General features: G+C 39.7%; 27 protein-coding genes and 2 other annotated features. Of the genes, 24 read left to right on the top strand and 3 right to left on the bottom strand.

Annotation, left to right across the window (positions count from 1 at the left end):
- Window positions 1-12: 12 nt before the first annotated feature.
- The 14 genes from coaE to ACY3XC_RS04080 all read left to right on the top strand — a co-directional run bounded on the left by coaE (window position 13) and on the right by ACY3XC_RS04080 (window position 11,873).
- Window positions 13-618, top strand: coding sequence for a dephospho-CoA kinase (gene coaE / locus ACY3XC_RS04145; protein WP_464867376.1), 606 nt, complete (start codon window positions 13-15; stop codon window positions 616-618).
- A 221-nt stretch (window positions 619-839) separates the two neighbouring features.
- Complete coding sequence (locus tag ACY3XC_RS04140) at window positions 840-1,871, top strand: glyceraldehyde-3-phosphate dehydrogenase (RefSeq protein ID WP_464867375.1); 1,032 nt, start codon at window positions 840-842, stop codon at window positions 1,869-1,871.
- Between the two features lie 331 nt (window positions 1,872-2,202).
- Complete coding sequence (gene speD, locus ACY3XC_RS04135) at window positions 2,203-2,577, top strand: adenosylmethionine decarboxylase (protein ID WP_095248884.1); 375 nt, start codon at window positions 2,203-2,205, stop codon at window positions 2,575-2,577.
- Window positions 2,578-2,682: 105 nt separating this feature from the next.
- A complete protein-coding gene (locus ACY3XC_RS04130) occupies window positions 2,683-3,081 on the top strand; it encodes a hypothetical protein (protein WP_179160006.1) in 399 nt (132 codons plus the stop codon).
- Between the two features lie 84 nt (window positions 3,082-3,165).
- Complete coding sequence (nrdR, locus tag ACY3XC_RS04125) at window positions 3,166-3,627, top strand: transcriptional regulator NrdR (RefSeq protein ID WP_045523558.1); 462 nt, start codon at window positions 3,166-3,168, stop codon at window positions 3,625-3,627.
- 52 nt (window positions 3,628-3,679) lie between these two features.
- Window positions 3,680-5,068: a replication initiation and membrane attachment family protein gene (locus ACY3XC_RS04120; protein ID WP_464867374.1), complete on the top strand. Its 1,389-nt coding sequence runs from the start codon at window positions 3,680-3,682 to the stop codon at window positions 5,066-5,068.
- Window positions 5,069-5,081: 13 nt separating this feature from the next.
- Entirely contained in the window at window positions 5,082-6,011 is a 930-nt protein-coding gene (dnaI, locus tag ACY3XC_RS04115; RefSeq protein WP_179160004.1) for a primosomal protein DnaI, read from the top strand.
- A 149-nt stretch (window positions 6,012-6,160) separates the two neighbouring features.
- Complete coding sequence (gene ytxC, locus ACY3XC_RS04110; protein ID WP_179160003.1) at window positions 6,161-7,033, top strand: putative sporulation protein YtxC; 873 nt, start codon at window positions 6,161-6,163, stop codon at window positions 7,031-7,033.
- A gap of 400 nt (window positions 7,034-7,433) precedes the next feature.
- The gene (gene thrS, locus ACY3XC_RS04105; protein ID WP_464867373.1) at window positions 7,434-9,371 is read left to right on the top strand and encodes a threonine--tRNA ligase; all 1,938 of its coding nucleotides are present in this window, start codon (window positions 7,434-7,436) and stop codon (window positions 9,369-9,371) included.
- A 169-nt stretch (window positions 9,372-9,540) separates the two neighbouring features.
- Window positions 9,541-9,672 (top strand) — a sequence feature (ribosomal protein L20 leader region).
- A gap of 100 nt (window positions 9,673-9,772) precedes the next feature.
- Window positions 9,773-10,291 carry a translation initiation factor IF-3 gene (gene infC / locus ACY3XC_RS04100; protein ID WP_179160147.1) on the top strand — a complete coding sequence of 173 codons (519 nt, stop codon included), beginning with the start codon at window positions 9,773-9,775 and terminating at the stop codon, window positions 10,289-10,291.
- A gap of 17 nt (window positions 10,292-10,308) precedes the next feature.
- A complete protein-coding gene (rpmI, locus tag ACY3XC_RS04095) occupies window positions 10,309-10,509 on the top strand; it encodes a 50S ribosomal protein L35 (protein ID WP_034676880.1) in 201 nt (66 codons plus the stop codon).
- Window positions 10,510-10,540: 31 nt separating this feature from the next.
- Window positions 10,541-10,897: a 50S ribosomal protein L20 gene (rplT, locus tag ACY3XC_RS04090; protein ID WP_133367531.1), complete on the top strand. Its 357-nt coding sequence runs from the start codon at window positions 10,541-10,543 to the stop codon at window positions 10,895-10,897.
- A 56-nt stretch (window positions 10,898-10,953) separates the two neighbouring features.
- Complete coding sequence (locus ACY3XC_RS04085; protein ID WP_464867372.1) at window positions 10,954-11,217, top strand: DUF1294 domain-containing protein; 264 nt, start codon at window positions 10,954-10,956, stop codon at window positions 11,215-11,217.
- 68 nt (window positions 11,218-11,285) lie between these two features.
- Entirely contained in the window at window positions 11,286-11,873 is a 588-nt protein-coding gene (locus ACY3XC_RS04080; RefSeq protein ID WP_464867371.1) for a TVP38/TMEM64 family protein, read from the top strand.
- A gap of 4 nt (window positions 11,874-11,877) precedes the next feature.
- Here ACY3XC_RS04080 and ACY3XC_RS04075 read toward each other — a convergent pair whose 3' ends face one another.
- Window positions 11,878-12,258 carry a sigma-w pathway protein ysdB gene (locus tag ACY3XC_RS04075; protein ID WP_464867370.1) on the bottom strand — a complete coding sequence of 127 codons (381 nt, stop codon included), beginning with the start codon at window positions 12,256-12,258 and terminating at the stop codon, window positions 11,878-11,880.
- A gap of 103 nt (window positions 12,259-12,361) precedes the next feature.
- Here ACY3XC_RS04075 and ACY3XC_RS04070 point away from each other — a divergent pair, with 103 nt between their 5' ends.
- Entirely contained in the window at window positions 12,362-12,853 is a 492-nt protein-coding gene (locus ACY3XC_RS04070) for a dUTP diphosphatase (RefSeq protein WP_464867369.1), read from the top strand.
- Between the two features lie 52 nt (window positions 12,854-12,905).
- Window positions 12,906-13,991 (top strand): M42 family metallopeptidase, encoded by a 1,086-nt coding sequence (locus tag ACY3XC_RS04065; RefSeq protein ID WP_464867368.1) that lies wholly within the window; start codon window positions 12,906-12,908, stop codon window positions 13,989-13,991.
- A 211-nt stretch (window positions 13,992-14,202) separates the two neighbouring features.
- On the opposite strand, the gene sspI is transcribed toward ACY3XC_RS04065, so the two are convergent.
- Window positions 14,203-14,409, bottom strand: a complete 207-nt coding sequence (gene sspI, locus ACY3XC_RS04060) for a small acid-soluble spore protein SspI (protein ID WP_179159996.1) — start codon at window positions 14,407-14,409, stop codon at window positions 14,203-14,205.
- 111 nt (window positions 14,410-14,520) lie between these two features.
- Here sspI and ACY3XC_RS04055 point away from each other — a divergent pair, with 111 nt between their 5' ends.
- The 3 genes from ACY3XC_RS04055 (at window position 14,521) to pheT (ending at window position 19,110) form a co-directional block, all read left to right on the top strand.
- Window positions 14,521-15,270 carry a TrmH family RNA methyltransferase gene (locus ACY3XC_RS04055; protein ID WP_464867367.1) on the top strand — a complete coding sequence of 250 codons (750 nt, stop codon included), beginning with the start codon at window positions 14,521-14,523 and terminating at the stop codon, window positions 15,268-15,270.
- A gap of 61 nt (window positions 15,271-15,331) precedes the next feature.
- Window positions 15,332-15,568 (top strand) — a binding site (T-box leader).
- A 74-nt stretch (window positions 15,569-15,642) separates the two neighbouring features.
- On the top strand, window positions 15,643-16,680 hold the full coding sequence (pheS, locus tag ACY3XC_RS04050) for a phenylalanine--tRNA ligase subunit alpha (RefSeq protein ID WP_464867366.1): 1,038 nt from the start codon (window positions 15,643-15,645) through the stop codon (window positions 16,678-16,680).
- A gap of 15 nt (window positions 16,681-16,695) precedes the next feature.
- Entirely contained in the window at window positions 16,696-19,110 is a 2,415-nt protein-coding gene (gene pheT, locus ACY3XC_RS04045) for a phenylalanine--tRNA ligase subunit beta (RefSeq protein ID WP_464867365.1), read from the top strand.
- A gap of 48 nt (window positions 19,111-19,158) precedes the next feature.
- On the opposite strand, the gene rnhC is transcribed toward pheT, so the two are convergent.
- Window positions 19,159-20,097: a ribonuclease HIII gene (gene rnhC / locus ACY3XC_RS04040; protein WP_464867364.1), complete on the bottom strand. Its 939-nt coding sequence runs from the start codon at window positions 20,095-20,097 to the stop codon at window positions 19,159-19,161.
- A 135-nt stretch (window positions 20,098-20,232) separates the two neighbouring features.
- Between rnhC and zapA the strand changes: the two genes are divergently transcribed.
- The 5 genes from zapA to ACY3XC_RS04015 all read left to right on the top strand — a co-directional run bounded on the left by zapA (window position 20,233) and on the right by ACY3XC_RS04015 (window position 25,680).
- Complete coding sequence (gene zapA, locus ACY3XC_RS04035) at window positions 20,233-20,496, top strand: cell division protein ZapA (RefSeq protein ID WP_464867363.1); 264 nt, start codon at window positions 20,233-20,235, stop codon at window positions 20,494-20,496.
- 3 nt (window positions 20,497-20,499) lie between these two features.
- Window positions 20,500-21,054 carry a CvpA family protein gene (locus ACY3XC_RS04030; protein ID WP_464867362.1) on the top strand — a complete coding sequence of 185 codons (555 nt, stop codon included), beginning with the start codon at window positions 20,500-20,502 and terminating at the stop codon, window positions 21,052-21,054.
- Window positions 21,055-21,157: 103 nt separating this feature from the next.
- A complete protein-coding gene (polX, locus tag ACY3XC_RS04025) occupies window positions 21,158-22,876 on the top strand; it encodes a DNA polymerase/3'-5' exonuclease PolX (RefSeq protein ID WP_464867464.1) in 1,719 nt (572 codons plus the stop codon).
- A 13-nt stretch (window positions 22,877-22,889) separates the two neighbouring features.
- Window positions 22,890-25,247, top strand: a complete 2,358-nt coding sequence (locus tag ACY3XC_RS04020) for an endonuclease MutS2 (protein WP_464867361.1) — start codon at window positions 22,890-22,892, stop codon at window positions 25,245-25,247.
- Window positions 25,248-25,272: 25 nt separating this feature from the next.
- The gene (locus tag ACY3XC_RS04015; RefSeq protein ID WP_179159988.1) at window positions 25,273-25,680 is read left to right on the top strand and encodes a DUF350 domain-containing protein; all 408 of its coding nucleotides are present in this window, start codon (window positions 25,273-25,275) and stop codon (window positions 25,678-25,680) included.
- Window positions 25,681-25,823: the final 143 nt, after the last annotated feature.

The following is a 25,823-nucleotide window of genomic DNA, read 5'->3' as shown; positions in this document are numbered from 1 at the left end:
AAGGAAAAGAGGATGTCACTAGTAATCGGATTAACAGGCGGAATAGCCAGTGGAAAAAGTACTGTTTCAAATATGATAAAAGAAATGGCCATTACTGTCATTGACGCAGACGTTGAAGCCCGCCTTGCCGTTGAAAAAGGAGAACCAGCCTATCAAAAAATCATTGCTGAATTTGGTGATGATATTTTATTGCCTAGCGGAGACATTGATAGGCAGAAGCTTGGTTCGCTTATTTTTCATAACGCTGAAAAACGACAGCTCTTAAATGGCATCGTTCATCCTGAGGTTAGAAAAAGGATGAACAATCAAGTGGAAGCAGCGAGGATGCGCGAGGAACAAATAATCGTCCTCGATATTCCGCTCCTGTTTGAAAGTAAGCTAACACATATGGTGAAAAAAACAATTCTTGTCTATGTAGATAGAGATATCCAGCTAAAAAGGCTGATGGAACGCAATGACCTGTCATTAGAAGACGCAGAGGCAAGAATAAAATCCCAAATGCCGCTTTCAGATAAAGTAGCACTAGCCGACGCTGTAATCAACAATAATGGGTCTATCGCCGAAACAAAAAAACAGCTCATTGAGATTTTGACAGGCTGGGGAATAACAACTCCATAATACAATTAAAAGAAGGGGCCAGCCCTTCTTTTTTTTATGCTTTTGAATCAGAAATACTGACTAGACAAAGAAACTTACAAACATAATGGTTTGCAATATGTCTGAATTGTAAAACATTTTTAAAATTCCGCACTTTATATATCACTTATTCGGTTAAATATGTTATACTAATTACATCAAACAAGTTAATGAGTATAACATATTACGGAAGGGGCCGTACAATGAAGGCGAGAATTGCGATTAATGGTTTTGGGAGAATTGGAAGGATGGTTTTTAGAAAAGCGATCCTTGAAAATAAGCTTGATATAATTGCTATTAATGCGAGCTATCCAGCAGAGACATTAGCTCATTTAGTAAAATATGATACGGTTCATGGACCATTTCAAGGGGATATCATAGCACTGGATGAAGAGCTAATCGTAAATGGAAAAAGAGTGATGCTATTAAACAATCGGAATCCTGAGCAGCTTCCATGGAAAGAGTTAAATATTGATGTGGTTATTGAAGCCACTGGAAAATTTAACTCACGAGACAAGGCAAGTCTGCACCTTGACGCAGGGGCAAAAAAGGTAATCATTACTGCACCGGGCAAGGACGAGGATATTACGATTGTTATGGGAGTAAATGAGGAAAAGCTTGATATGACTCAACATGATGTGATTTCCAACGCATCATGTACAACAAACTGTCTGGCACCAGTTGCAAAAGTGCTGGAAGAAAAGTTTGGAATTGAAAATGGTTTGATGACAACGATTCACTCGTATACAAATGACCAGCGTAACATCGATAATCCACATAAAGATTTACGAAGAGCTAGAGCGTGTGGACAATCTATCATCCCAACCACGACTGGGGCGGCTAAAGCGTTATCATTGGTATTACCTCAGTTAAAGGGGAAGCTGCATGGAATGTCACTTCGTGTGCCTACACCAAACGTTTCTCTAGTAGATTTAGTAGTCGATTTGAAACAAGATGTTACGGTGGATGATATCAATCAGGCCTTTGTGGAAGCTAAAAATGGTCCATTAAAGGGGATTATTGATTTTACAATGGAACCGCTTGTATCCGTTGATTTCAATACAAATCCATACTCTGCTATCATTGATGGATTATCAACAATGGTTATGGGTACTAGGAAAGTGAAAGTGCTGGCTTGGTATGATAACGAATGGGGCTATTCTTCCCGCGTTGTTGATCTTACCTTACATGTTGCACACTTAATGGCGAATTCAAATTCAGTGAAAGTCGGATAAAACAAAAATGCTGTCATTTGACAGCATTTTTTTGTAGATTTTTCAATGGACCTCGCATAATATAGTTTGAAATTTGGTTTTTTTTCTGAGGAGATTGGCCCTTTAAACAAAGTTACTAAAAAGTTGTAAAAAATTTTAGATTGATAGGTTGCAAAAAAAATATAAACTTAGTATACTAGTCATCGTGAACTTCTTGAAATTAGGTAGCTATTAATTACTTAAAGGGTTAGGACCTCTCTGGACTAACTTTCCCCCGTGGTAATTACTTTGGTACCGTCAATATAAGGATTTCAAGAATGAAGCGAAAATGTTTAGAGGGGGAAAAATGAATATGGAAACAATGGGACGTCACGTTATCTCTGAATTATGGGGATGCGATTTTGAAAAATTGAATGATATGAATTTTATTGAACAAACTTTTGTCGAAGCAGCTCTTAAATCTGGTGCGGAAATTCGCGAAGTAGCATTTCATAAATTTGCACCACAAGGCGTAAGCGGTGTTGTCATTATTTCTGAATCTCACTTAACGATCCACAGCTTCCCTGAGCACGGGTATGCAAGTATTGATGTGTATACATGCGGCGATTTAAATCCAAATGTTGCAGCGGATTATATTGCAGAAGCATTGAATGCACAAACACGTGAAAATATCGAAATTCCACGTGGTATGGGTCCTGTTCATGTAAAACAGGCAAAAGCTCTTTAACTTTATAAATTAAAAACAGCGAGAGGTGTATTTATAGTACACCTCTTTTTATTTTTTTCGTAAAGTATTGTAAACTAAGAGAAAAGAATATTTTTGGAGGGTACAATGTCAGTCATTCGCAATTTATTTATTCGTTTTAGCAAACAAATTGAAACATCCGATCAACAAAAAGACAGCTCACTAACCACTCATTATTACAAAGCTACATTTAACCAGGTGTTTAATTCTGTTGAGGAGTTATTTAGGCAGGATGCAGATTGTAGAATTGTTACGGTATCCAAAGATCATGGTGAGATTGCCGTAGAAATTAATAAACCGATACCTTGTTTTCTAATCGTAACGGTGGTTACTGTGAGAGGAATGGAAACGGCTGTAGACTTTAACATCTCTTCCGAAAAGTTTTCACCGATTGGCCTGTATCCAATTTTAAGAAAAAGGCTCATTTCCTATTACGAGAAAATGAACAAATTACATACTCTTGTTAGAATCGGAAAAAGCTCATAATACTTCTTGTGTTACCGTTTTCTTTTTAATAAGATAAATAGTAGATATTATACTTATGTAGTGATTGATTTGGGAGTTGATCAAATGAAGTGCCCTTCATGTCAAAATTATGGTACACGTGTGCTTGATTCCCGGCCGGTAGATGAGGGTCGTGCAACCCGAAGAAGACGTGAGTGTGAGGAATGTGGTTATCGTTTTACGACATTCGAGAAGATTGAAGAAATTCCACTTATTGTCGTCAAAAAGGAAGGTACAAGGGAAGAATTCAGCCGTGATAAAATTTTACGAGGCTTAATTAAAGCTTGTGAAAAACGCCCCGTTGCTTTAAAAGAATTAGAGGATATTACCCAAGGGGTTGAAAAAGAACTGCGCAGTCAAGGAATATCAGAAATAAAAAGTGAATTGATTGGTGAAATGGTCATGGACAGGCTTGCGCATGTGGATGAAGTGGCATATGTGCGCTTTGCCTCCGTTTACCGTCAATTTAAGGATATAAACGTTTTTATTCAAGAATTAAAGGAATTGATAAACAAGGAGAAATCCTAAGGAGCTAAAGAGGTCTTTGGCTCTTTATTACTTTTATTAAAGGGTGAATGAAATGGCGCAGCATTGGCAGGAATTGATTCCGATTGACCGTTATCTTGTTACGTCAAATGGATTGCTGCATGAATATGATCGCAAAGTGTTGACTTTTTTGTATCAGCCCTTAATCGGCTCAACATGTTTAAGCTTATATATGACTCTCTGGGCTGAGCTTGAAGAAAATAGACTGTGGTCTGAATCCTCCACCCATCATTTATTGATGAATTTGTTAAGTGTCAATTTAAAGGATATATACGAAGCAAGGTTGAACCTTGAGGGGATCGGCTTATTAAAAACATATGTTAAAAGTGATGAAAGTGGACGATCTTTTATTTATGAAATTCATCCACCGTTAAATCCAGAGCAATTCTTCCTTGATGGAATGCTAAACATTTATTTATATCGTAAAATTGGGAAAAACCATTTTTCTAGGTTAAAACGGTTTTTTAGTGATAAGCAAAAGCCATTGGAAGAGGACTATGTAGAGGTGACAAGAGCGTTTCAGGACGTGTTTGCTTCGGCAACTCCTGGCAGTCTTCAGTATATGCAGGAGCATTCTGAGGAATTGGAGGCAGAACCTGCTCAAGGATTTATTGGCAGGCAGGACCAGAAGCCCATTCAAATTGATACCAGCGCCTTTGACTTTGAAATGTTAATGGCGGGTCTAAATGAATCTCTGGTTCCTCAGAAATCACTTACCAAAAAGGTAAAAGAGGTTATTAGTAATCTTGCCTTTCTATATGGAATCAGCCCAATCGAAATGAAAAACTTTATATTAGGGGCCATTAATGAAAAGGATGAAATTGATATCGAGGACCTTAGAAAAGGGGCACGAGATTGGTATCAATTTGAAAATTATGATCAGCTTCCGAGTCTGATAAATAGAACCCAGCCAGCTGTTCACCAGGTCCAGTTGACGGAGCCGAAAACGCAGGAAGAAACTTTAATTCGCTATTATGAAACCACACCGCCGATTGTCATTTTTAAAGAACTCTCGGGAGGTGTGGAACCTTCTGTTTCCAATCTAAAAATATTAGAAGAAGTCATGATAAAATATAAACTTCCCCCTGGCGTTGTCAATGTATTGATCGAGGTTGTCCTGAGAAAAACAGACATGAAGTTTACAAAGGGATTTGTTGAATCAATTGCAAGCCATTGGGCCCGGCTTAAAATAAAGACCGTGAAGGAAGCGATGGAAGCGGCCAGGAAAGAAGAACGCAGCTTCAAAGACAGTAAAAAGACAGGGAAATCAACGAAACAAAAACCTATCCGGACTGAAGTATTACCTGATTGGTTTGACGATAAAGGGAAAGAAAGTGTTAAAGAGTCTGCTAAAGAAAATAACACAGAGCTTGAAGCGAGAAAACGTGCCATTGAAGAAAAGCTAAAAGCCTTTCGTAAATAGGGGGTGAGAGTAAATGGAAAAAATTAATCGGACACTTAAGCGTTTAGCCTCAAATGAAAGTTTTCAGAAGCGCTATGAAGAGCAGAGGAAGCAAGTCCTAAATCACCCTGATATTCAAGCCTTGTTAACAGAGCACCAAAATGAGCTCAATCAGGCAACGATTGAGAAAAGCATGAGCAAGCTTTATGAGTATACCCAGCAAAGTAAAGAATGTAATCGCTGTGAGAGTCTTGATGGCTGTATTAATTTCATGAAGGGGTATCACCCAGAGTTGGTAGTGGTACGAAACTCTATTGACGTGGTGTATAAGCGCTGTCCTCGAAAAGTGATGGCAGATGAACACAAGAAAAATCAAAAGCTTATTAAAAGTTTATACGTTCCAAGAGACATATTGGAAGCGACGTTTGAGGACTTCGAAGGTGACGAAGGCCGTCTAGATGCAGGAGATAAGGCTGCCACCTTTTTAATGAATTACGAGGCAGGTCAAAAACCAAAGGGGCTGTATCTCTATGGGATGTTTGGAGTGGGGAAATCCTATTTGTTAGGAGCTATAGCCAACGAGCTTGCTAAGAAGCAGATTTCGTCAATGATTGTTTATGTTCCTGAACTGCTGCGCGAAATGAAAAGTGCAATTGGTGATAATACCTTGAATGAAAAAATAGAAGCTCTGAAGAAAGAATCGATTCTCATGCTGGATGATATCGGGGCTGAGGCTGTTTCCAGCTGGACACGGGATGAAGTATTAGGCCCCATCCTTCAATTCAGAATGCTTGAAAAGCTGCCCACCTTTTTCACCTCTAATTTTGACTTTCAAGGACTTGAGCACCATTTAACCTACAGTCAACGTGGTGAAGAGGAAAAGATGAAAGCACGGAGAATCATGGAAAGAATTCGAAGTTTAAGTGAACCAGTGCTGGTTGAAGGGCCAAATCGGCGCGATTAATTGAAAAAATAAAGGATTACCGATTAAGTTTCGGTAATCCTTTTATTTTTTTTCACAATATAGGTGTATCTCTGATGTCTTAACTTCTATTTTGGCCAAGTCCCCCATATAAATAGTAAAACAGAGTATGGGTGAGAGGGGGGATTTGGTTGGCTGAAATCATCTTCCGAAGCAAGATGGATGCGAAGAGATTTTATGATCACTTGCTGAAGTGCTTACGAGGTAATCCAAATAATCAAGATATTCTTCTTTTAGAAGATCGATATATAGTAAAGGTTTTAGACAGGAAGGTAAATTTTGAGAAGGTTAAACATGCATTTTATGAATTTATCGTAAAAATAAAGCGTGATGATTGGTTTAGAGCTATTTTACAAGATCAATATTTTTTCGAGGATCCTGAGGAACTGCAGCATATCATGGAGATTATTTATTCTGTTCTTGAAGGCCAGCGGGAAGACCTGTCTGTTTTAATTAGGGAAAATGGGGAAGAACCAAACATTAGAGAAGCAGTTGAGGAAATCTTTCAGGATAATGTCTCCTTTTCTTTTGATTCCTTCCTTAAATTTCGGTTGCGTCCTTATTTAAAAGTATTAGAGAGTTACGTGGAAATATCAATCGACGAATATAAAATGGAGCAGGAATATCAAATGTTTATCCAAACATTAAGAGATTTTTTAACAGGACGTGAGCCAAAAATGGACACGCTGCATCTTTTGTTTGATGAAGAAATTACCTTCTTTGATGAGAAATTTGAAGAGATAAAAAGAGGAGAGCTGATGAGAATGATAGACCGGAAGCTTTTATTTAATCATCCAGTCTATGTAGATTCTGCTTCAATTGCACCCTTATTATCGATTGCTCCTAAAAGCATACTGCTCTATACGAAAAATCCAGAGGAACCGCTTGTAAGGACCATCAAAAACATTTTTGAAGAAAGAGTTCTAGTAAAATCATTCAAGGGTTTGCGTCATACAAAGGAATGGATTCAGCAGAAAAACAATGCAAATGAAAACGGGGCTTGAAAAATATTGTGAAAATTGTGCGCTTGGTGTATTGATTTTTCAAAATAGAATCATTATAATAACGTACATAGTTAATATATCAAGCAAAAGTAATGATAAGGACAACAGTATTTATTCACGGTTACCAGAGAGGGAGGACCCGGCTGAAAGCCTCCTAGCACGGATTGAATGCTTACCACCTTTAAACTTCAGCGGTGAACGCTTCTTTGAAGTGAGTAATCGCCTGACGGGAAACAGCCCGTTACCCTGTCCTAAAGTCATTTTTAAAGATTTTTTTAAAAATGAAAAATTGGGTGGAACCACGTGTTTATTAAACTCGTCCCTTTTCCAGGGATGGGTTTTTTTATTATTTAGAGCGTTTTTTTTTAATAAGACGCTACATTCAAAAGGAGGAATAACCATGTCAGACGTTGTTAAGATTTCGTTTCCAGATGGAGCAGTGAAGGAGTTCCCTCGTGGAACAACAACGGAAGATATTGCCTTTTCCATCAGCCCGGGACTGAAGAAAAAAGCAATTGCCGGGAAATGGAATGGTCAATTATATGATCTTCGCCGTCCAATCTCAGAAGACGGTTCCATAGAAATCGTTGTACCTGAATCAAAGGATGCTTTAGAGATATTGCGTCATAGTACAGCTCACTTAATGGCTCAAGCGGTTAAAAGGCTGTATGGAAAAGAAGTAAATCTTGGAGTAGGGCCAGTAATTGAAGGCGGTTTTTATTATGATATCGACCTTGAAGAATCGATTACTCCAGAAGACCTTCCGAAGATTGAAAAAGAAATGGCGAAAATCGTCAATGAAAATATTGAGATCGTTCGTAAAGAAGTAAGTCGTGCGGAAGCCGTACAGCACTTCAAAGCTGAGGGTGACCCATACAAGCTAGAATTAATTGAAGCAATTCCGGATGATGAGACAGTAACAATTTATGAGCAGGGTGATTTCGCTGATCTTTGCCGTGGTGTTCATGTTCCTTCAACTGGGAAAATAAAAGAATTTAAATTGTTGAGCATTGCCGGAGCATACTGGCGTGGTGACAGCAAGAATAAAATGCTTCAGCGTATTTACGGAACAGCTTTTTTCAAGAAAGAAGATTTAAAAGAGCATCTTCGCTTATTAGAAGAAGCAAAAGAGCGTGACCACCGTAAAATCGGAAAAGAATTAAACCTGTTTACAAGTTCACAATTAGTAGGTCAAGGCCTGCCATTATGGCTTCCAAAAGGTGCAACAATTCGCCGTGTTGTTGAACGATACATTGTTGATAAAGAGCAGCGCCTTGGATATGACCATGTATATACTCCAATCATGGGGAGTGTGGATTTATATAAAACTTCAGGCCACTGGGATCATTACCAGGAGGATATGTTCCCGGTAATGGATATGGATAACGAGCAATTGGTTCTTCGTCCAATGAACTGTCCGCACCATATGATGGTGTACAAAAATGCAATCCACAGTTATCGTGAGCTGCCTATCCGTATTGCTGAGCTGGGGACAATGCACCGCTACGAAATGTCAGGAGCTTTATCAGGACTTCAGCGTGTTCGCGGAATGACTTTAAATGATGCCCATATTTTTGTTCGTCCGGACCAAATTAAAGACGAATTTAAACGAGTTGTTAATCTTGTTTTAGCGGTATATAAAGACTTTAACATTAATGACTATTCCTTCCGTCTTTCCTATCGGGATCCGCAAGATACTGAAAAGTATTTTGATGATGATGCTATGTGGGAAAAAGCGCAAGGTATGCTGAAGGATGCAATGGATGACCTTGGTCTTGATTATTATGAAGCTGAGGGTGAAGCTGCATTCTACGGTCCTAAACTTGATGTTCAAGTAAAAACAGCTTTAGGTAAAGAGGAAACTCTTTCTACAGTTCAATTAGATTTCTTACTTCCGGAACGTTTTGATTTAACTTATGTGGGTGAAGATGGCAAGCAGCACCGCCCAGTTGTTATCCACCGTGGAGTTGTATCAACAATGGAACGCTTCATTGCCTTCTTAATCGAAGAATACAAAGGTGCTTTCCCGACTTGGTTAGCTCCGGTACAGGTTCAAGTAATACCTGTATCACCAGAGGCACACTTTGATTTTGCAAAACAGGTACAGGAACAGCTTCAAAATGAAGGCTTCCGCGTGGAATTAGATGCCCGTAATGAAAAAATCGGCTACAAAATCCGCGAAGCCCAAATGCAAAAAATTCCATATATGCTCGTTGTCGGCGACAAGGAAGTAGAAGAAAATGCCGTTAACGTCCGCAAATATGGAGAGCAAAATTCAGCAACAGAGCCATTCGCACAATTCCTCGAATCATTACTTGCAGAAGTGAAAAGAGGATAAATGATCACAAAGGGAGATTTTCTCCCTTTATTTTTTTGGAAAAGAAAAAATTTCTATTGAATAATTTTTCGTTTCTTGATAGAATAAATTTCGTTGCCATATGAAATGCATGTTTGACATTACGTCTTTGCTTATGTTATAGTAACTAAGGAAAATTGAATACTTGATTTGGGAAAAGAAGAAGCACCCGCTTCTCACCTGATTGACGCAATTGGCAGTTGGCAGGTTTTACGTGAACTTTTTAGTTTATTACTTTTGTTTCGTAAAGTGTGGGTGTATTCATCCGCACTTTTTTGTTTGCTTAAACAAAGAATCTAAAGTTGTTCAGTACTTGCCGATGCAGCAAAAGTCAGAATATCTTGACCTGGATGTTGTATTCGTGAAAACCTTGGAGGTGGCTAATTATTAGCAAAGACATGTTGTTAAATGAGGGTATTCGCGCTCGCGAAGTTCGCTTAATTGATCAAAACGGCGAGCAATTGGGGATTAAAACCAAATTTGAAGCGCTGGAGATTGCCGGACGAGTGAATCTTGATTTGGTACTAGTTGCACCAAATGCGAAGCCTCCGGTAGCCCGAATTATGGACTATGGCAAATTTAAATTCGAGAATCAAAAGAAAGAAAAAGAAGCTCGAAAGAATCAAAAGATTATCGTTACAAAAGAAGTTCGTCTAAGCCCAACAATTGATGAGCATGACTTTAATACAAAACTTCGCAATGCGATTAAGTTTTTGGAAAAAGGCGACAAGGTAAAAGCTTCAATCCGTTTCAAGGGCCGGGCGATTACCCATAAAGAAATCGGTCAGCGTGTGTTAGACCGTTTCTCTCAAGAGTGCAAGGAAGTTTCGACTATCGAGTCACATCCGAAAATGGATGGACGGAGTATGTTCCTCGTTCTAGCACCTAAAATCGAAAAGTAATAAGGAGGACTATCCCAATGCCAAAAATGAAAACTCACCGTGGGGCTGCAAAGCGTTTCAAGAAAACTGGTTCTGGTAAACTGAAGCGTTCTCACGCATATACTAGCCACTTATTTGCAAACAAATCTACAAAAGCTAAGCGTAAGCTTCGCAAAGCGTCTCTTGTTTCTAAAGGAGATTTCAAACGCATCCGTTTCTTATTAACAAATCTTAAATAATCGTTAACGATTGATATAGGAGGAAAAATTCATGCCACGTGTTAAAGGCGGTACAGTGACGCGCAAGCGTCGTAAAAAAGTCATTAAATTAGCAAAAGGTTATTATGGTTCAAAACATACATTATATAAAGTAGCAAACCAACAGGTTATGAAATCTTTAATGTATGCATTCCGCGATCGTCGCCAGAAAAAGCGTGACTTCCGTAAACTATGGATTACTCGTATCAATGCAGCAGCTCGTATGAACGGTCTTTCTTACAGCCGTTTAATGCATGGCTTAAAGCTTGCTGGTATCGAAGTAAACCGCAAAATGCTTGCTGAATTAGCAGTAAGCGATGCAGCAGCATTTACTGAATTAGCAAACGTTGCAAAACAACAACAAAAATAATTTCTTGAGCCATTCTCAAAACGAGAATGGCTTTTTATATAGGGGAGATGAGAAAAATGAGTACCATTTTAGGTGCATATATCATAATGAATATGATTGGTTTAATTGTGATGAAAGTAGATAAAGAACGAGCAAAAAAACATCAGTACAGGATTAGTGAAAACACCTTGTGGCTAGTGGCTATATTTGGGGGAGCCGTTGGTACAACAGCAGGAATGCAGCTTTTTCGACATAAAACAAAGCACTTGTCCTTTAAAGTTGGCTTTCCTTTACTAGCTGTTACAGAAATCATTCTGTTAGGCTATTTTTTCACGTTGTAGACATAACAGCATGGCCCGATCTATATGCTAAACTAGCGGGATAGATTAACAACCAGGGGGCATGTAATATGAATGAGGACTTGTCTTTGCTGTTAATCATGGTGGAAGCCGGGGGGATTTTTGCTCCAGTGGCTTTTGTTCTATTTCATCTGCTAAGATCGTTCTTATTTATTCCTGTATCGGTTGTCGTCATTGCTGGAGGGGTTCTTTTTGGAACGGTGTGGGGGACGATTTATTCGGTTATTGGTTTAATGGGGGTTAGCGTCTTTTTCTATGCTTTCATTGATAGAATGCCGAAAACACAAGAGCGCCTTATAAAAATAAAAAATCGCTGGTTTGGGGAATATCGAAATCTTACCGTTGGTCAAATTGCCATTTTAAGACTTATTCCATTTGTTCATTACCACCTATTAAGCTTTTGCTTGAAACAAAGAAAACCTAAATTTAAAGAGTTTTTAAAAGCCTCTTTCTTAACAAATATCCCAATCGCATTTTTTTGTACAATTTTCGGCGAGTATATCTCAACCTTTACGCCATCTCTAATCGCATTAATTCTACTTGGGTTAACGATTCTCGTTTATCTGCTGAGAGAGAGACAAAATGTAATCAAATGGAAGGTGTTTTTTAAAAGAACAAAAGAAAAAGCCGCTGGCTAAGCGGCTATTTTTGATGCAAAAATTCATCAATTGGATTTTTCCAATTGATTTGGGCAACTGGATATCGTTCGCGTATTTTTTTTTCGATAAAATAAAAGTCTTCCTTAGACATTCCCTGAATGGAAGTAGTCTGATTCGGCCAAAGCGAGATGGACACAACATCTATTGTGTTTTTGGTGGCCCCTAGATATTTTTCTCCCGTAAACACAGCGCCATTATAGGTGAGTTGAAAATTCTTGATAACCTCTTCATTATCTATTAGTAAGAAACGTTTGTGTTTTCGCGCTGCTTCTAATTTACGAGTTGGTTTAAGAAGATATTTAATGGTTACAAAAAGAATGAAGCTGAACAAGAATACTAACAGTAAGCGCAGCAGCCAAACCATGGTTTTGCCTCCTAGTACTTTTACCTACAATACGAATTGGAAACAGAAAGGTTTCATTCTTTCCACACTTTGATATAATTTTGCAAAGGGAGTGATCAATAAAATGCAGCTAGAAAAATTATTTAACATGCAGCAAGCACTGGATCAGCACATTGAAGAAAAACATGGCCTGCAGGATGAAGATTTATTTAACAGGAAGGTACTCGCATTGCTTGTGGAACTTGGGGAATTAGCGAATGAAACCCGTTGCTTCAAGTTTTGGAGTGTGAAGCCATCATCGGAAAAAAGTGTGGTACTTGAGGAGTTTGTCGATGGAGTCCATTTCATCTTGTCACTTGGCATTGAATGCGGGTTTGAGAAACTTCAGTACTCTATTCAAACGAAACCAACTGCTTTAAATGTCTCAGACCAATTTCTTTTCATTTATGAAAAAATAAATGATTTTAAAAACAGCAAAAACGATCTTGATTTCAAAGCATTGCTTCAAGTTTATTTACAGCTGGGTGCACTGCTGGGAATAAGCTATGAAGAAATGGAAAAGGCATATTTTACGAAAAATGAAGTAAATTATCAAAGACAGCAGAATAACTATTAGCTGAAAATTATTGTATAATGATGTTCGAACATACATATAAGGGGGCGAAATAATGGCTAAATTAGATGAAACTTTAACGATGTTAAAGGATTTGACCGACGCCAAAGGAATTCCCGGCAACGAGAGGGAAGTTCGCAATGTAATGACGAAATACATAGCTCCATATGCGGATGAAGTAACAACTGACGGACTTGGCAGTCTGATTGCTAAGAAGGTTGGGAAAGAGGGCGGTCCGAAAATTATTGTGGCCGGCCACTTAGACGAAGTTGGCTTTATGATTACCCAAATTGATGATAAAGGCTTCCTTCGTTTTCAAACAGTTGGCGGCTGGTGGTCACAGGTTATGCTGGCACAGCGCGTAACGATCGTTACAAAAAAAGGGGATATCATTGGTGTCATTGGGTCCAAGCCTCCGCACATTTTATCAGTAGAAGCTCGTAAGAAGCCAGTAGAAATAAAAGATATGTTTATTGATATCGGGGCATCAAGCCGTGAAGAAGCAATGGAATGGGGAGTTCTCCCGGGAGATATGGCTGTTCCATATTTTGAATTTACGGTGATGAATAATGAAAAAATGCTTTTGGCAAAAGCGTGGGATAATCGAATTGGCTGCGCGATTGCGATTGATGTATTGAAGCAATTAAAAGGTGCCGACCATCCGAACGAGGTTTATGGTCTCGGAACAACTCAAGAAGAGATTGGCGCTCGTGGTGCGAAAACTTCTGCTGAGAAAATTAATCCTGATATCGGTATTGCTGTAGATGTTGGTATTGCAGGTGATACACCAGGAATTTCTGAAAAAGAAGCCATGAGCAAAATGGGAAAAGGTCCACAAATTATTTTATACGACGCAACCCTTGTGGCACATAAAGGCTTGCGCGACTTTATCACCAATTTAGCAGATGAATTGAATATCCCGTATCAATTTGATGCCATTCCTGGTGGAGGTACTGACGCTGGTCCGATCCATCTCGCTCATAATGGTGTTCCATCGTTAGCGATTACCATCGCAACACGATATATCCATTCACACGCGGCAATGCTGCACCGTGATGACTACGAAAATGCTGTTAAACTGATCGTTGAAGTCATCAAGCGACTAGACCGTGATACGGTTGATAAAATTACGTACGAATAAAGTTTGCCGTTTGCTGTCCTCGATATTATGTCGGGGATTTTTTTAGTACGATACTTGCGGATAGCGGAGAATACTTGCGGATAGCAGAAAATACTTGCGGATGGCGAGAAATACTTGCGGATAGCAGAAAATACTTGCGGATAGCGGAGAATACTTGCGGATAAGAATAAAAATAGCTGCCGAGTTCGAATCGGCAGCAGCAAATACTTAATCACTTTAACCCATTTTCAAGTGTTGAAAGCATTTCTTTCTTATCATCCTCAGAAGAGTTTTTCCAAATCACTTCAAATAACACGCCTAAGCCTGGGAGCATTTTTTCTTCACCATTTTGAATGGCATCAACAATTGTATCTTCTAATTGATCTTGTGAGTTACCAGTAACATTGTGAATAATAGCATTTCGCAAATTTAAATTCATCATCACACACTCCTTTTTCATCATATATTTCTTTAATATGATTTCTATATTTGATTTTATTATGTATTTTTTTTGGGATATAATGAGAAAAAACACTAGAGGAGCACAAACTTGAAGCATATTGAATCCATCCAAAACCCTAAAGTAAAACAATGGAAAAAGCTGTTAACGAAAAAAGAACGGGATAAATCCGGAACCTTTTTAGTCGAGGGCTTTCATTTAGTCGAAGAAGCATTAAAACAACATGAGAGTGTAATCGAAATTATCGTTTCTGATAAGACAGGTCTGCCGCCGCGCTGGGATTCCGGAGAAGTACCGGTCACCCTAGTTACCGAAGAGATTTCAAATTCATTATCTGACACGGAGGCACCTCAGGGGATTTATGCTGTTTGCCGTCAGGTTCAGTTGGAAGTACCGAATGCAAAGACGTATCTGCTAATTGATGCAGTCCAGGATCCTGGTAATCTAGGTACGATGATTCGAACGGCTGACGCAGCTGGCATTGACGCAGTAGTCGTAGGAAAGGGAAGCGTGGATGTTTATAATTCAAAGGTACTTCGCTCGGCGCAAGGCAGTCATTTCCACCTGCCTATCTTAAGAGGAGATCTCGATGAGTGGGTCGAAGAGTTGAAAACAAAAAATATTTCGGTTTATGGTACAGCACTGGAAGGTGCTTCTGCATATACTGATATTTCAACAGATGATACCTTTGCGCTGCTTGTTGGCAATGAAGGCAGCGGGGTTAACAAAGAGCTGCTTGAAAAAACGACGGCAAACCTGTATATTCCCATCTACGGCAAGAGTGAATCACTCAATGTCGCGGTAGCAACAGGCATCCTGTTATATTTTTTAAAAAAATAGACGATACTAGTTTGAATCATCAAGTAAAGTATTATATAATAATTTACATTATTGAAAAATACAAAAGACGATGACGGAGAAAAGTATCTTATCAGCGACCATTTAGGGAAAAAGTGCCGTGACTGAAAGCACTTTTATGGGAAGGATAGGAGAAGTTCACCTCCTGAGTTGGCATCGGGACCACGATTTAGTGTAAAGATGCACCGGCCTAGCCGTTATCCGAATGAAGCGAACACAATGTTTTTATACATACCGTGTTTACAAGGGTGGTACCGCGACTATAAACCTCGTCCCTTTCCAGGGATGGGGTTTTTTTGTTTTTGGTGACAGGCACCACTCGGAAATTGTCGAAAATTAAAGGAGGAATTCCAAATGCAAGAACGATTAAAGGAATTGCAGCAGGAAGCTATTCAAAGTATAGAACAGTCTTCAAGCTTAAAAGAATTGAATGACATCCGTGTTGCCTATCTAGGAAAAAAAGGTCCTATCACGGAAGTGCTGCGTGGAATGGGTAAGCTTTCAGCAGAGGAGCGCCCAATGATGGGAGCACTTGCAAATGAGGTTCGTGAAGCCATAGCTACCACTTTAGAGGCAAAACAGAAGGGTTTAGAAGAAGCTGCAGTATTAGAAAAGCTAGCTTCTGAATCGATTGATGTTACACTGCCAGGAAGACCGGTTCAGGTTGGAAACCACCATCCTTTAACAAGAATAATTGAAGAAATAGAAGATTTATTTATTGGTATGGGGTATCAGGTGGCGGAAGGTCCTGAAGTAGAGCAGGATTATTATAACTTTGAAGCATTAAATTTACCGAAGGGTCACCCTGCCCGCGATATGCAGGATTCCTTCTATATTACAGACGAAATATTACTTCGCACACATACATCACCCGTTCAAGCACGGACAATGGAAAAGAATCAGGGTAAAGGCCCTATTAAAATTATCTGTCCGGGTAAAGTGTATCGCCGTGATAATGATGATGCGACGCACTCCCACCAGTTCATGCAAATCGAAGGCCTTGTGGTCGGCGAGAATATCCGCATGAGCGACTTAAAGGGTACATTAGAGGTTTTTGCGAAAAAAATGTTCGGCGATGACAGAGAAATTAGATTGCGTCCAAGTTTCTTCCCATTCACTGAACCATCAGTTGAAATGGACATTTCTTGTATGATTTGCGGTGGACATGGCTGTAATGTTTGTAAGAAAACAGGCTGGATTGAAATTCTTGGAGCAGGAATGGTTCATCCAAATGTTCTTGAAATGGCTGGCTACGATTCTAAAAAATACACAGGATTTGCATTCGGTATGGGTCCAGAGCGAATTGCGATGTTGAAATACGGTGTCGATGATATTCGTCATTTCTACACCAACGATGTACGTTTCTTAAAACAGTTTTCAAAGCATGAATAAGGGAGGAGTTTAAAAATGTTTGTTTCATATAAATGGCTCCAGGATTATGTAGATTTATCCGGAGTGTCGGCTGACGAGTTAGCTGAAAAAATTACAAAAAGCGGAATCGAGGTTGAGGGCGTTGAAGTCCTTAACGAAGGAATTACAGGCGTAGTTGTTGGTCATGTGGTTGAACGTGTACAGCATCCAAATGCGGATAAATTAAGCAAATGCCAAGTGGATATTGGTCAGGGCGAACCTGTTCAAATCATCTGCGGCGCACCAAATGTCGCACAAGGGCAGAAGGTAGCAGTAGCAACAGTTGGTGCAGTACTACCAGGTAATTTTAAAATCAAACGTGCAAAGCTTCGTGGTGAAGAGTCAAATGGAATGATTTGTTCTTTAACTGAACTTGGTATGGAAGCGAAGATTGTACCAAAGGAATATTCTGAAGGGATTTTTGTTTTTCCTCAGGATGCTGAGGTTGGAACTGACGCACTGGCGTTATTAAACCGTGATGATGAAGTTCTTGAGCTTGGCCTAACACCTAACCGCGCCGATTGCTTGAGTATGCTTGGTGTAGCTTATGAAGTCGCTGCCATTCTTGGCAGAGAAGTAAAGCTTCCAGAAATCGACCTTCAGCCAGTGAATGAAAAGGCAACAGATTATATTACCGTAAAAGTAGAAGCAAATGAGGATAATCCTTTATATGCGGCAAAAGTGATTAAAAATGTAAAAATCGGACCGGCGCCGCTATGGATGCAAACAAGACTTATGTCCGCTGGAATTCGTCCACATAACAATGTCGTCGATATTACCAACTACATTTTATTAGAATATGGCCAGCCGCTGCATGCATTTGATTATGATCGCTTAGGTTCAAAAGAAATCCTTATTCGCCGTGCAAAAGATGGTGAAAAGTTTATAACGCTAGATGATGCAGAACGTACGTTAACTTCTGACCATTTAGTCATTACAAATGGAACCGAACCAGTTGCATTAGCCGGCGTTATGGGCGGAGCTAATTCAGAGGTTACTTCAGATACCACAACCGTATTGTTAGAGGCGGCTTATTTTACAGGAGGAACTGTAAGAAAAGCATCGAAAGACCACAGCTTAAGAAGTGAGGCTAGTGCTCGTTTCGAAAAGGGTGTCGATCCAAACCGCGTTCGAGCAGCGGGTGAGCGTGCTGCTTATTTGATGGCAAAATACGCTGGCGGCGAAGTATTAGAAGGTGCTTCGGAGGTTGATACACTTACGATTGAACCAGCAGTGGTTTCAATTACTTTGGAAAAAATAAATAGTGTCATCGGCACAAACTTGACTGTGTCAGAGGTTGAAGCCATTTTCGAACGCCTTCAATTTGCGGTAACCAGTGAGGATGAAGCGATTACGGTTACAGCTCCAACACGCCGCGGTGACATCAAAATTGAGGAAGACTTAATTGAAGAAGTGGCGCGTCTATACGGCTATGATAACATTCCAAAAACATTGCCAATCGGTTCAGCAACACCAGGTAAATTATCGGACTATCAGGAAAAACGCCGCATTGTCCGCCAATATTTAGAAGGTGCTGGCTTGTACCAGGCAGTTACTTATTCATTAACAAGTGAAGAAAAGGCTGCCCAATTCGCACTTGAGAAGCGCGACTTCATTCGCCTGGCAATGCCGATGAGCGAAGACCGCAGTATTTTACGCTTAAGCATCATGCCGCAGCTGTTGGAAGTTTTAAAATACAATAGTGCCCGTCAAAACGACAGCCTCGCTGTTTATGAAACAGGCGCAGTATTCTTAGCCAATGGAAATGAAGTTCTACCTGAAGAGCAGGAGCATTTAGCAGGCGCGATTACTGGTCTTTGGCACAGCCATTCTTGGCAGGGGGAGAAAAAGGCAGTTGACTTCTATGTATTAAAAGGTATTTTAGAAGGATTGTTTGCAAAACTTGGCCTTACTGAAAGTGTCACATATGTGCAAGCTAAAGTGGATAACATGCACCCTGGACGTACGGCTGAAATTCACTTAAATGGTGAGAGAATCGGCTTCGTCGGCCAAGTGCACCCAACCATGCAAAAAGAACTGGATTTAAAAGACACCTATGTGTTTGAGTTATCATTAAAGGCTATCCTAGAAGAAGCCACTGCACCGCTAAGATACTCAGGAATTCCACGTTTCCCATCGATTACAAGAGACATTGCACTTGTCGTGGATAAAGACACTGTCGCTGGAGTATTAAAGGACATTATCCAAACTGCCGGCGGCAAGCTTCTAAAAGAGGTAAATGTATTTGACCTATACGAAGGCGAACGCATGGAAGAAGGCAAAAAATCCATTGCGTATTCATTGAAATACATGGATCCAGAACGCACATTAACAGATGAAGAAGTAACAAAAGTCCACACCCAAGTACTCGAAGCTTTAAAAGAAAAGGCTGGAGCAGTATTGAGAGGATAATAAAGATGAAAAATGACCTAGTGATCAATCCGCTAGGTCATTTTTTATTTACCCTCTTTTTTTATTCACCAGATTCATCGCTTTATCGGTATTAGCAAAGTGCAGTTTTACAAACTGTGGCAATACTTCTCGTCCTTTTTTCAAAATAAGCTTTGCAGCGGCTTCATCGACCTGGGCACCTGCGCCTTTTGGAATCTTAAATCCAGCCGAATCACTAAGCTTGTCAATATACTGAACAAAGGCATACCGGGCGAGGATGGATGCGGCAGCGACGGCAAGATGGATCCCCTCCGCCTTCGTGCTAAAATAAACATTTTCCTTCGCAACACCTTTTTGATTTTTAACATGCTGAAAATAGGTACTTCCCTGAACAAATTGGTCAATCAGAATCGCTTCCGGTTTAACCGGTGAAATTTTCTCCAGCACATTTAGGATGGCTTGATTATGGAGGATCGCTTTCATTTTCCCCTGGGACATACCGGTCTGCTGAAGCTGATTGTATTTTTCATTTTTTAGTGTCATTAGGCTAAATGGAACTACATCCTTGATTACCTTCGCTATCGCAATGATTTTATCATCATTTAAATCCTTTGAATCCCTAACACCTAATTCCTTTAATAGGGGAATATCCTCTTTTCGTACATACGCGGCAACGACCGTAATTGGACCAAAAAAGTCACCTGTACCGACCTCATCTGAACCAATTACCGACATTTGACTGATTCCACTTGGTACATTACCTTTAGGAGTACTTGTTTTAGCAGGTGCAGTGCTCTTTGCTGCAGCAACACCCCATCTGCTCGCTTCTGCTTCACAGCCGCCCCCTTGGAATAAAACTTTCCCAGACTTATAGGCAGTAATCGTCGAGCCAGAAGTCTTGGCAGCAAACACACTGCCAGGAGGCACTTTATCTAGTAATTTACCTTCATAATAGCTTTTCATTTTATTAATTTCAGACATACTTAGATTTAAAACAACATTTCCCAATCCTAAGTCACCCCTCGACAATTTTTTTAAAAAAAGTAAAAATACACCAATTAAATCCGTTTCTCTTTTCGACACATATCCGTTCGTGTTATATTATAAAATAGGGATTTCTTCGAATCGAATGGAGGCAGTAATTTGTCAAATACAGATAAAACCAGAACAACCGTAGATATATACGGACAGCAATACGTTATTTTAGGTACCGAACCCCAAAGTCATGTTCGACATGTCGCGTCATTAGTCGATAAAAAGCTGCGCGAAATTGGTTCTAAGAATCCATCTTTAGATGTAAGTAAGCTGGCTGTATTAACAGCATTAAATGCCGTCAATGATTATATTTTAATGAAGGAACAATTAGAGGCGCTTCAATCTGAATTACAAAGGAAAAGGACTGAATAAGTCATGTTGGATTTAGCAATTATTATATTATTAGTTTTTGGTTTTTTTATCGGTTTAAAAAGAGGCTTCATTTTACAGTTAGTCCATTTAACAGGTTTTATTATTGCATACATCGTGGCAAATTTATACTATGATGATTTGGCACCGAGACTAACGCTATGGGTTCCATATCCGAATCTTGGCACATCTTCTCCTCTAAAACTATTAAGTGAGAACGGTAATTTAGAGGATGCCTTTTACCGTGCCGTTGCATTTGTCATCCTTTTCTTTGCGGTAAAGATTCTGTTACAAATAGTTGGATCCATGCTTGACTTTATTGCCCATCTGCCAATTCTTAAGCAATTAAATGTCTGGGCAGGCGGTATCCTTGGTTTTGCTGAAGTCTATTTAATTATCTTTATTTTATTATATATTGCCGCACTAGTACCAATGGAAGTTTTGCAAAAACCTTTGGATGATTCCATTATGGCAAACTTGATTGTGAATCATACACCATTCCTATCGGAGCAAGTAAAAAGTATGTGGATTGAATATACTGCTGCATTAACTTCTCTCTAGGAGAGAATGACCTATTTCTCTCTAGGAGAGAATGACTTACTTCTCTCTAGGAGAGAAGTTTTTCTTTTAAAAGGTTAAAATATAAACAAGGTGGGTGGAAATGATGGAGGTAAATAAAAAGGATTTAATTCGCTTATTAGAAACCATCGCGGTTTATATGGAGTTGAAAGGGGAAAATCCCTTCAAGGTATCTGCCTTTCGAAAAGCCGCATCAGCACTTGAATTTGATGATCGCAGCTTATCTGATATCGAGGATTTTACCAAGTTGTCAGGAATCGGCAAAGGGACCGCGGCTGTTATTGAAGAATACATAAATGAGGGTACTTCCACAGTATTGAAGGAACTAAAGGAAGAGGTTCCAAAGGGGTTAATTCCGTTATTACAATTACCAGGACTCGGCGGGAAAAAGATTGCTAAGCTTCACAAAGAACTGGGAATTGAAGATGTCACAACCTTAGAAGAAGCCTGCAAAGCAGGGAAAGTCCAAGCACTAGCTGGATTTGGAAAGAAGACAGAAGAAAAAATTATGAGTGCCATTGCCAATGTGGGCTCAAGGCCAGACAGACTGCCTCTCGCCTACATGCTGCCAATTGCTGAGCAGATTGAGGAGAAGCTTGCTGAACTTCCTGAGATTCATAAGTTCTCTCGGGCTGGAAGCTTACGAAGAGTGCGAGAAACGGTTAAAGATCTAGATTTTATTATTTCGAGCGAGCAGCCAGAAAAGGTGAAAAAGTTCCTGCTGGAATTACCGAATATAAAAGAAACGATTGGTGCTGGAGATACTAAGGTATCACTCGTTTTTGGATTTGATTATGATGTTTCAGTCGATTTTCGAATCGTTAAACCAGACGAATTTATCACGACTCTTCACCATTTTACGGGTTCAAAGGACCACAATGTCCGGATGAGACAGCTTGCAAAAGAGCGTGGGGAAAAAATAAGTGAGTATGGTGTGGAAAATGTGGAGACAGGTGAAATCCTTACTTTTTCTTCAGAGGAAGAGTTTTTCAAGCATTTTGACCTGCCTTTTATTCCGCCTGAAATAAGGGAAGATGGCAAAGAAGTGGAGGATTTTTCAGCCCGCGAAGACTTAATACAGCTTAGTGATATAAAGGGCGATCTTCACATGCACTCAACCTGGAGCGATGGTGCTCATTCGATTGAGGAAATGGTTGAAGCTTGCATTGCAAAGGGATATAAGTACATGGCAATCACTGACCACTCCCAGTATTTAAAGGTGGCAAATGGACTGACACGAGAGCGTTTATTACAGCAAAAAGAAGAAATTAAGAGGTTAAATGAGAAATATGATGATATTCTAATCCTCTCTGGTGTTGAAATGGATATCTTACCAGATGGCACACTAGATTATGAAGACGATCTCCTAGCTGAAATGGACTTTGTCATAGCGTCGATACACTCTGCTTTTTCACAGCCAAGGGAAAAAATAATGGAACGTCTAAGCACAGCATTAAAAAATGCAAATGTAGATCTAATTGCCCATCCTACTGGCAGAAAAATTGGCCGGCGTGAGGGCTATGATGTTGATATCGATATGCTAATAGAATTAGCAAAAGAAACGAATACCGCTTTAGAGCTTAATGCCAATCCTAATCGATTGGATCTAAAAGCTGAATATTTACGAAAAGCGCAGGATGCAGGAGTTAAGATATTTATTAATACGGATGCCCATAAGAAAGAAACGCTATCACATATGGGTGTAGGCGTTTCAACAGCTAAAAAGGGCTGGATTAAAAAATCATCGGTGATCAATGCGCTTGAACACAATGACTTACTAGAGTTTTTGCATAATCGAAAATAGGGGGTTCATCTCCATGCAAGAAAGAACGTTAAAAGTACTGGAATTCACTAAAGTGAGGGATCAGCTCATACAGCATGCAGCGTCTTCACTTGGAATAGATAAGTTAAAAAGATTGGTCCCATCTACTGATTTTGAAGAAGTGGTAAAACTGCAAGCAGAAACAGATGAGGCATCGACTGTATTACGAATAAAAGGAAATGTCCCTTTATCAGGCATTCATGATATTCGTGCCCATATTAAGCGCTCTGTTATTGGGGGAGTGCTTAGTTCCCATGAGTTGATACAGGTAGCTAGTACCATACATGCAAGCAGGCAAATGAAGCGATTTATTGAAGATATTGCCGAAGAAAGAACCGAAATTCCGATTCTATTGGAACAAGTTGATAGGATTATCATTTTAGCTCATTTGGAAGAGTCCATTCGACATGCCATCGATGAGAGCGGGGAAGTCCTCGATAGTGCGAGTGATCTGCTGCGAACGTTAAGGCACCAGCTGCGCTCGAACGAAGCACGTGTGCGTGAAAAGTTAGAAAGTATGATTCGCTCCTCGAACGCTGCAAAAATGTTGTCAGATTCTATTGTCACGTTACGTAATGATCGCTTTGTTATTCCCGTTAAACAGGAGTATCGCGGTCACTACGGGGGAATTATCCATGATCAGAGTTCATCAGGTCAAACGCTATTTATTGAACCGCAAGTTATCGTCCAGCTAAACAATCAATTACAGGATATACGAGTAAAAGAACAGCTGGAGATTGAAAGAATTTTAACAGAGCTTTCTGCAAAGACTGCTGAATTTGAGTCAGAGCTGCAAGTAATTGTTGAGATTCTGGCCAATCTTGATTTTATTTTTGCAAAGGCAAGATATGGACGTAAGATGAAAGCAAGTATGCCGATCATGAATAATGAAGGACGAATCGCCTTATATAAAGCCAGACACCCGCTAATCCCGATGGATGAGGTGGTCGCCAACGATATTTTGCTTGGAAAGGATTATACGACGATTGTTATAACCGGACCCAATACAGGCGGTAAAACCGTTACCTTAAAAACCCTTGGATTGTGTTCATTAATGGCACAGTCTGGCTTACAGGTTCCTGCCTATGATGGCTCAGAGCTTGCTGTATTTGATGCCATTTATGCAGACATTGGTGATGAACAGTCGATTGAACAAAGCTTAAGTACGTTTTCTTCCCACATGGTTAATATCGTGGATATTTTGGAGAAGGTTGATTTTAATTCTCTAGTTCTTTTTGATGAGCTTGGTGCAGGTACAGACCCGCAGGAAGGTGCTGCGCTTGCGATTTCCATCTTAGATGAGGTGCACCATCGAGGAGCACGAGTAATTGCAACAACACATTATCCAGAATTAAAGGCATATGGCTATAACCGCGAAGGTGTTCTCAATGCCAGTGTTGAATTTGACGTCGAAACCTTGAGCCCAACTTATAAGCTGCTCCTTGGTGTACCAGGACGAAGCAATGCGTTTGAAATTTCAAAACGATTAGGTTTAAGCGATACTGTAATTCAAGCGGCAAGATCTCATGTCAGCGAAGATACGAATCAGATTGATAAGATGATTGCCTCACTCGAAAGCAGCAAGCGTCAAGCAGAAATCGAACAGGAAGAAGCTCGTGATTATTTAAGACAGGCAGAAAAGCTCCATCAGGACATGCAGAAGCAGATGATCGAATTTTATGAGAACAAAGACTCAATGCTTGAAAAAGCGGCTGAACAAGCTGGTGAAATTCTTGAAGAAGCAAAGAGTGAGGCAGAAAAGGTTATTCGTGACCTTCGTAAAATGAGGATAGAAAAGCAGGCAGATATTAAGGAACATGAATTAATAGATGCAAAGCGACGTCTTGAAGCCGCAACACCAGAAATAACTAAATCCTCCAAACAAATCAATAAGAAAAGCAAGAAGCATACCTTCACGCCTGGTGATGAAGTGAAAGTCCTGACTTTTGGACAAAAGGGTACACTTCTTGAAAAAGTGTCTGATAACGAATGGCAGGTACAAATCGGGATCCTGAAAATGAAGGTGAAAGAAAAGGATTTAGAGTATATCAGCACACCAAAGCCAGTAGAAACAAGACCGATGGCCATTGTTCAAGGCAGAGACGCAGATGTAAAGCTGGAGTTAGATTTGCGCGGAGAAAGATACGAAGCAGCACTCCTAAGAGTGGAAAAATATATAGATGATGCGTTATTATCAAACTATCCTCGTGTATCGATTATTCACGGGAAAGGCACGGGCGCATTAAGACAGGGAGTCCAGGAGTATTTACGAAATCACCGTTCTGTTAAGAAAATTCGCTTTGGAGAAGCAGGTGAGGGCGGTTCTGGTGTTACCGTGGTCGAATTTAAATAATATCAATATTCGGGGAGAATAGGGAATGAACCAGTTTTGGGATAACGTGTATATTCAAAGTGCTGCCAATTATAGCGTAGTTATACTATGTGTGGTTCTCTTTTTAGCCATTTTTGAATTAGTAACGAAATATAAAAATTGGGAAGAAATCCAAAAGGGCAATATCGCTGTAGCTATGGCTACCGGAGGGAAAATATTTGGGATTGCCAACATTTTTCGCTATTCCATTGAACAAAATGATTCTTTGGTTACGATGATTAGCTGGGGAGTATTTGGCTTTGTGCTATTACTGGTTGGATATTTTATCTTTGAATTCCTTACACCTAAATTTAACATTGACGATGAAATAAAAAATGATAATCGCGCGGTTGGATTCATTGCTATGATTATATCAATCGGTTTATCCTTCGTAATAGGTGCGGGAATATCGTAAGGGGAGATTAAACGTGGAGACATTAGCGAAAGTACTTCTTGGATTATGCGCATTGTTTTTGCTAATTGGCTTGGGGTATATGATATTTTAAGTTGAAATCATCGCTGAACCTTCAGCGGTGATTTTTTTGTATTGTGATATGG

This window comes from Bacillus sp. CZDM1 (genome assembly GCF_055502545.1).
The sequence above is the reverse complement of the archived record's forward strand: the minus strand, read 5'-3'. Positions and strand labels throughout refer to the sequence as shown.

Excerpts from the sequence above, each read along its gene's own strand:
- coaE (WP_464867376.1), top strand. The coding sequence starts at position 13 with ATGTCACTAGTAATCGGATTAACAGGCGGAATAGCCAGTGGAAAAAGT.
- ACY3XC_RS04140 (WP_464867375.1), top strand. The coding sequence starts at position 840 with ATGAAGGCGAGAATTGCGATTAATGGTTTTGGGAGAATTGGAAGGATG.
- speD (WP_095248884.1), top strand. The coding sequence starts at position 2,203 with ATGGAAACAATGGGACGTCACGTTATCTCTGAATTATGGGGATGCGAT.
- ACY3XC_RS04130 (WP_179160006.1), top strand. The coding sequence starts at position 2,683 with ATGTCAGTCATTCGCAATTTATTTATTCGTTTTAGCAAACAAATTGAA.
- nrdR (WP_045523558.1), top strand. The coding sequence starts at position 3,166 with ATGAAGTGCCCTTCATGTCAAAATTATGGTACACGTGTGCTTGATTCC.
- ACY3XC_RS04120 (WP_464867374.1), top strand. The coding sequence starts at position 3,680 with ATGGCGCAGCATTGGCAGGAATTGATTCCGATTGACCGTTATCTTGTT.
- dnaI (WP_179160004.1), top strand. The coding sequence starts at position 5,082 with ATGGAAAAAATTAATCGGACACTTAAGCGTTTAGCCTCAAATGAAAGT.
- thrS (WP_464867373.1), top strand. The coding sequence starts at position 7,434 with ATGTCAGACGTTGTTAAGATTTCGTTTCCAGATGGAGCAGTGAAGGAG.
- rpmI (WP_034676880.1), top strand. The coding sequence starts at position 10,309 with ATGCCAAAAATGAAAACTCACCGTGGGGCTGCAAAGCGTTTCAAGAAA.
- rplT (WP_133367531.1), top strand. The coding sequence starts at position 10,541 with ATGCCACGTGTTAAAGGCGGTACAGTGACGCGCAAGCGTCGTAAAAAA.
- ACY3XC_RS04085 (WP_464867372.1), top strand. The coding sequence starts at position 10,954 with ATGAGTACCATTTTAGGTGCATATATCATAATGAATATGATTGGTTTA.
- ACY3XC_RS04080 (WP_464867371.1), top strand. The coding sequence starts at position 11,286 with ATGAATGAGGACTTGTCTTTGCTGTTAATCATGGTGGAAGCCGGGGGG.
- ACY3XC_RS04075 (WP_464867370.1), bottom strand. The coding sequence starts at position 12,258 with ATGGTTTGGCTGCTGCGCTTACTGTTAGTATTCTTGTTCAGCTTCATT.
- ACY3XC_RS04070 (WP_464867369.1), top strand. The coding sequence starts at position 12,362 with ATGCAGCTAGAAAAATTATTTAACATGCAGCAAGCACTGGATCAGCAC.
- ACY3XC_RS04065 (WP_464867368.1), top strand. The coding sequence starts at position 12,906 with ATGGCTAAATTAGATGAAACTTTAACGATGTTAAAGGATTTGACCGAC.
- sspI (WP_179159996.1), bottom strand. The coding sequence starts at position 14,409 with ATGAATTTAAATTTGCGAAATGCTATTATTCACAATGTTACTGGTAAC.
- pheS (WP_464867366.1), top strand. The coding sequence starts at position 15,643 with ATGCAAGAACGATTAAAGGAATTGCAGCAGGAAGCTATTCAAAGTATA.
- pheT (WP_464867365.1), top strand. The coding sequence starts at position 16,696 with ATGTTTGTTTCATATAAATGGCTCCAGGATTATGTAGATTTATCCGGA.
- ACY3XC_RS04030 (WP_464867362.1), top strand. The coding sequence starts at position 20,500 with ATGTTGGATTTAGCAATTATTATATTATTAGTTTTTGGTTTTTTTATC.
- polX (WP_464867464.1), top strand. The coding sequence starts at position 21,158 with ATGGAGGTAAATAAAAAGGATTTAATTCGCTTATTAGAAACCATCGCG.
- ACY3XC_RS04020 (WP_464867361.1), top strand. The coding sequence starts at position 22,890 with ATGCAAGAAAGAACGTTAAAAGTACTGGAATTCACTAAAGTGAGGGAT.
- ACY3XC_RS04015 (WP_179159988.1), top strand. The coding sequence starts at position 25,273 with ATGAACCAGTTTTGGGATAACGTGTATATTCAAAGTGCTGCCAATTAT.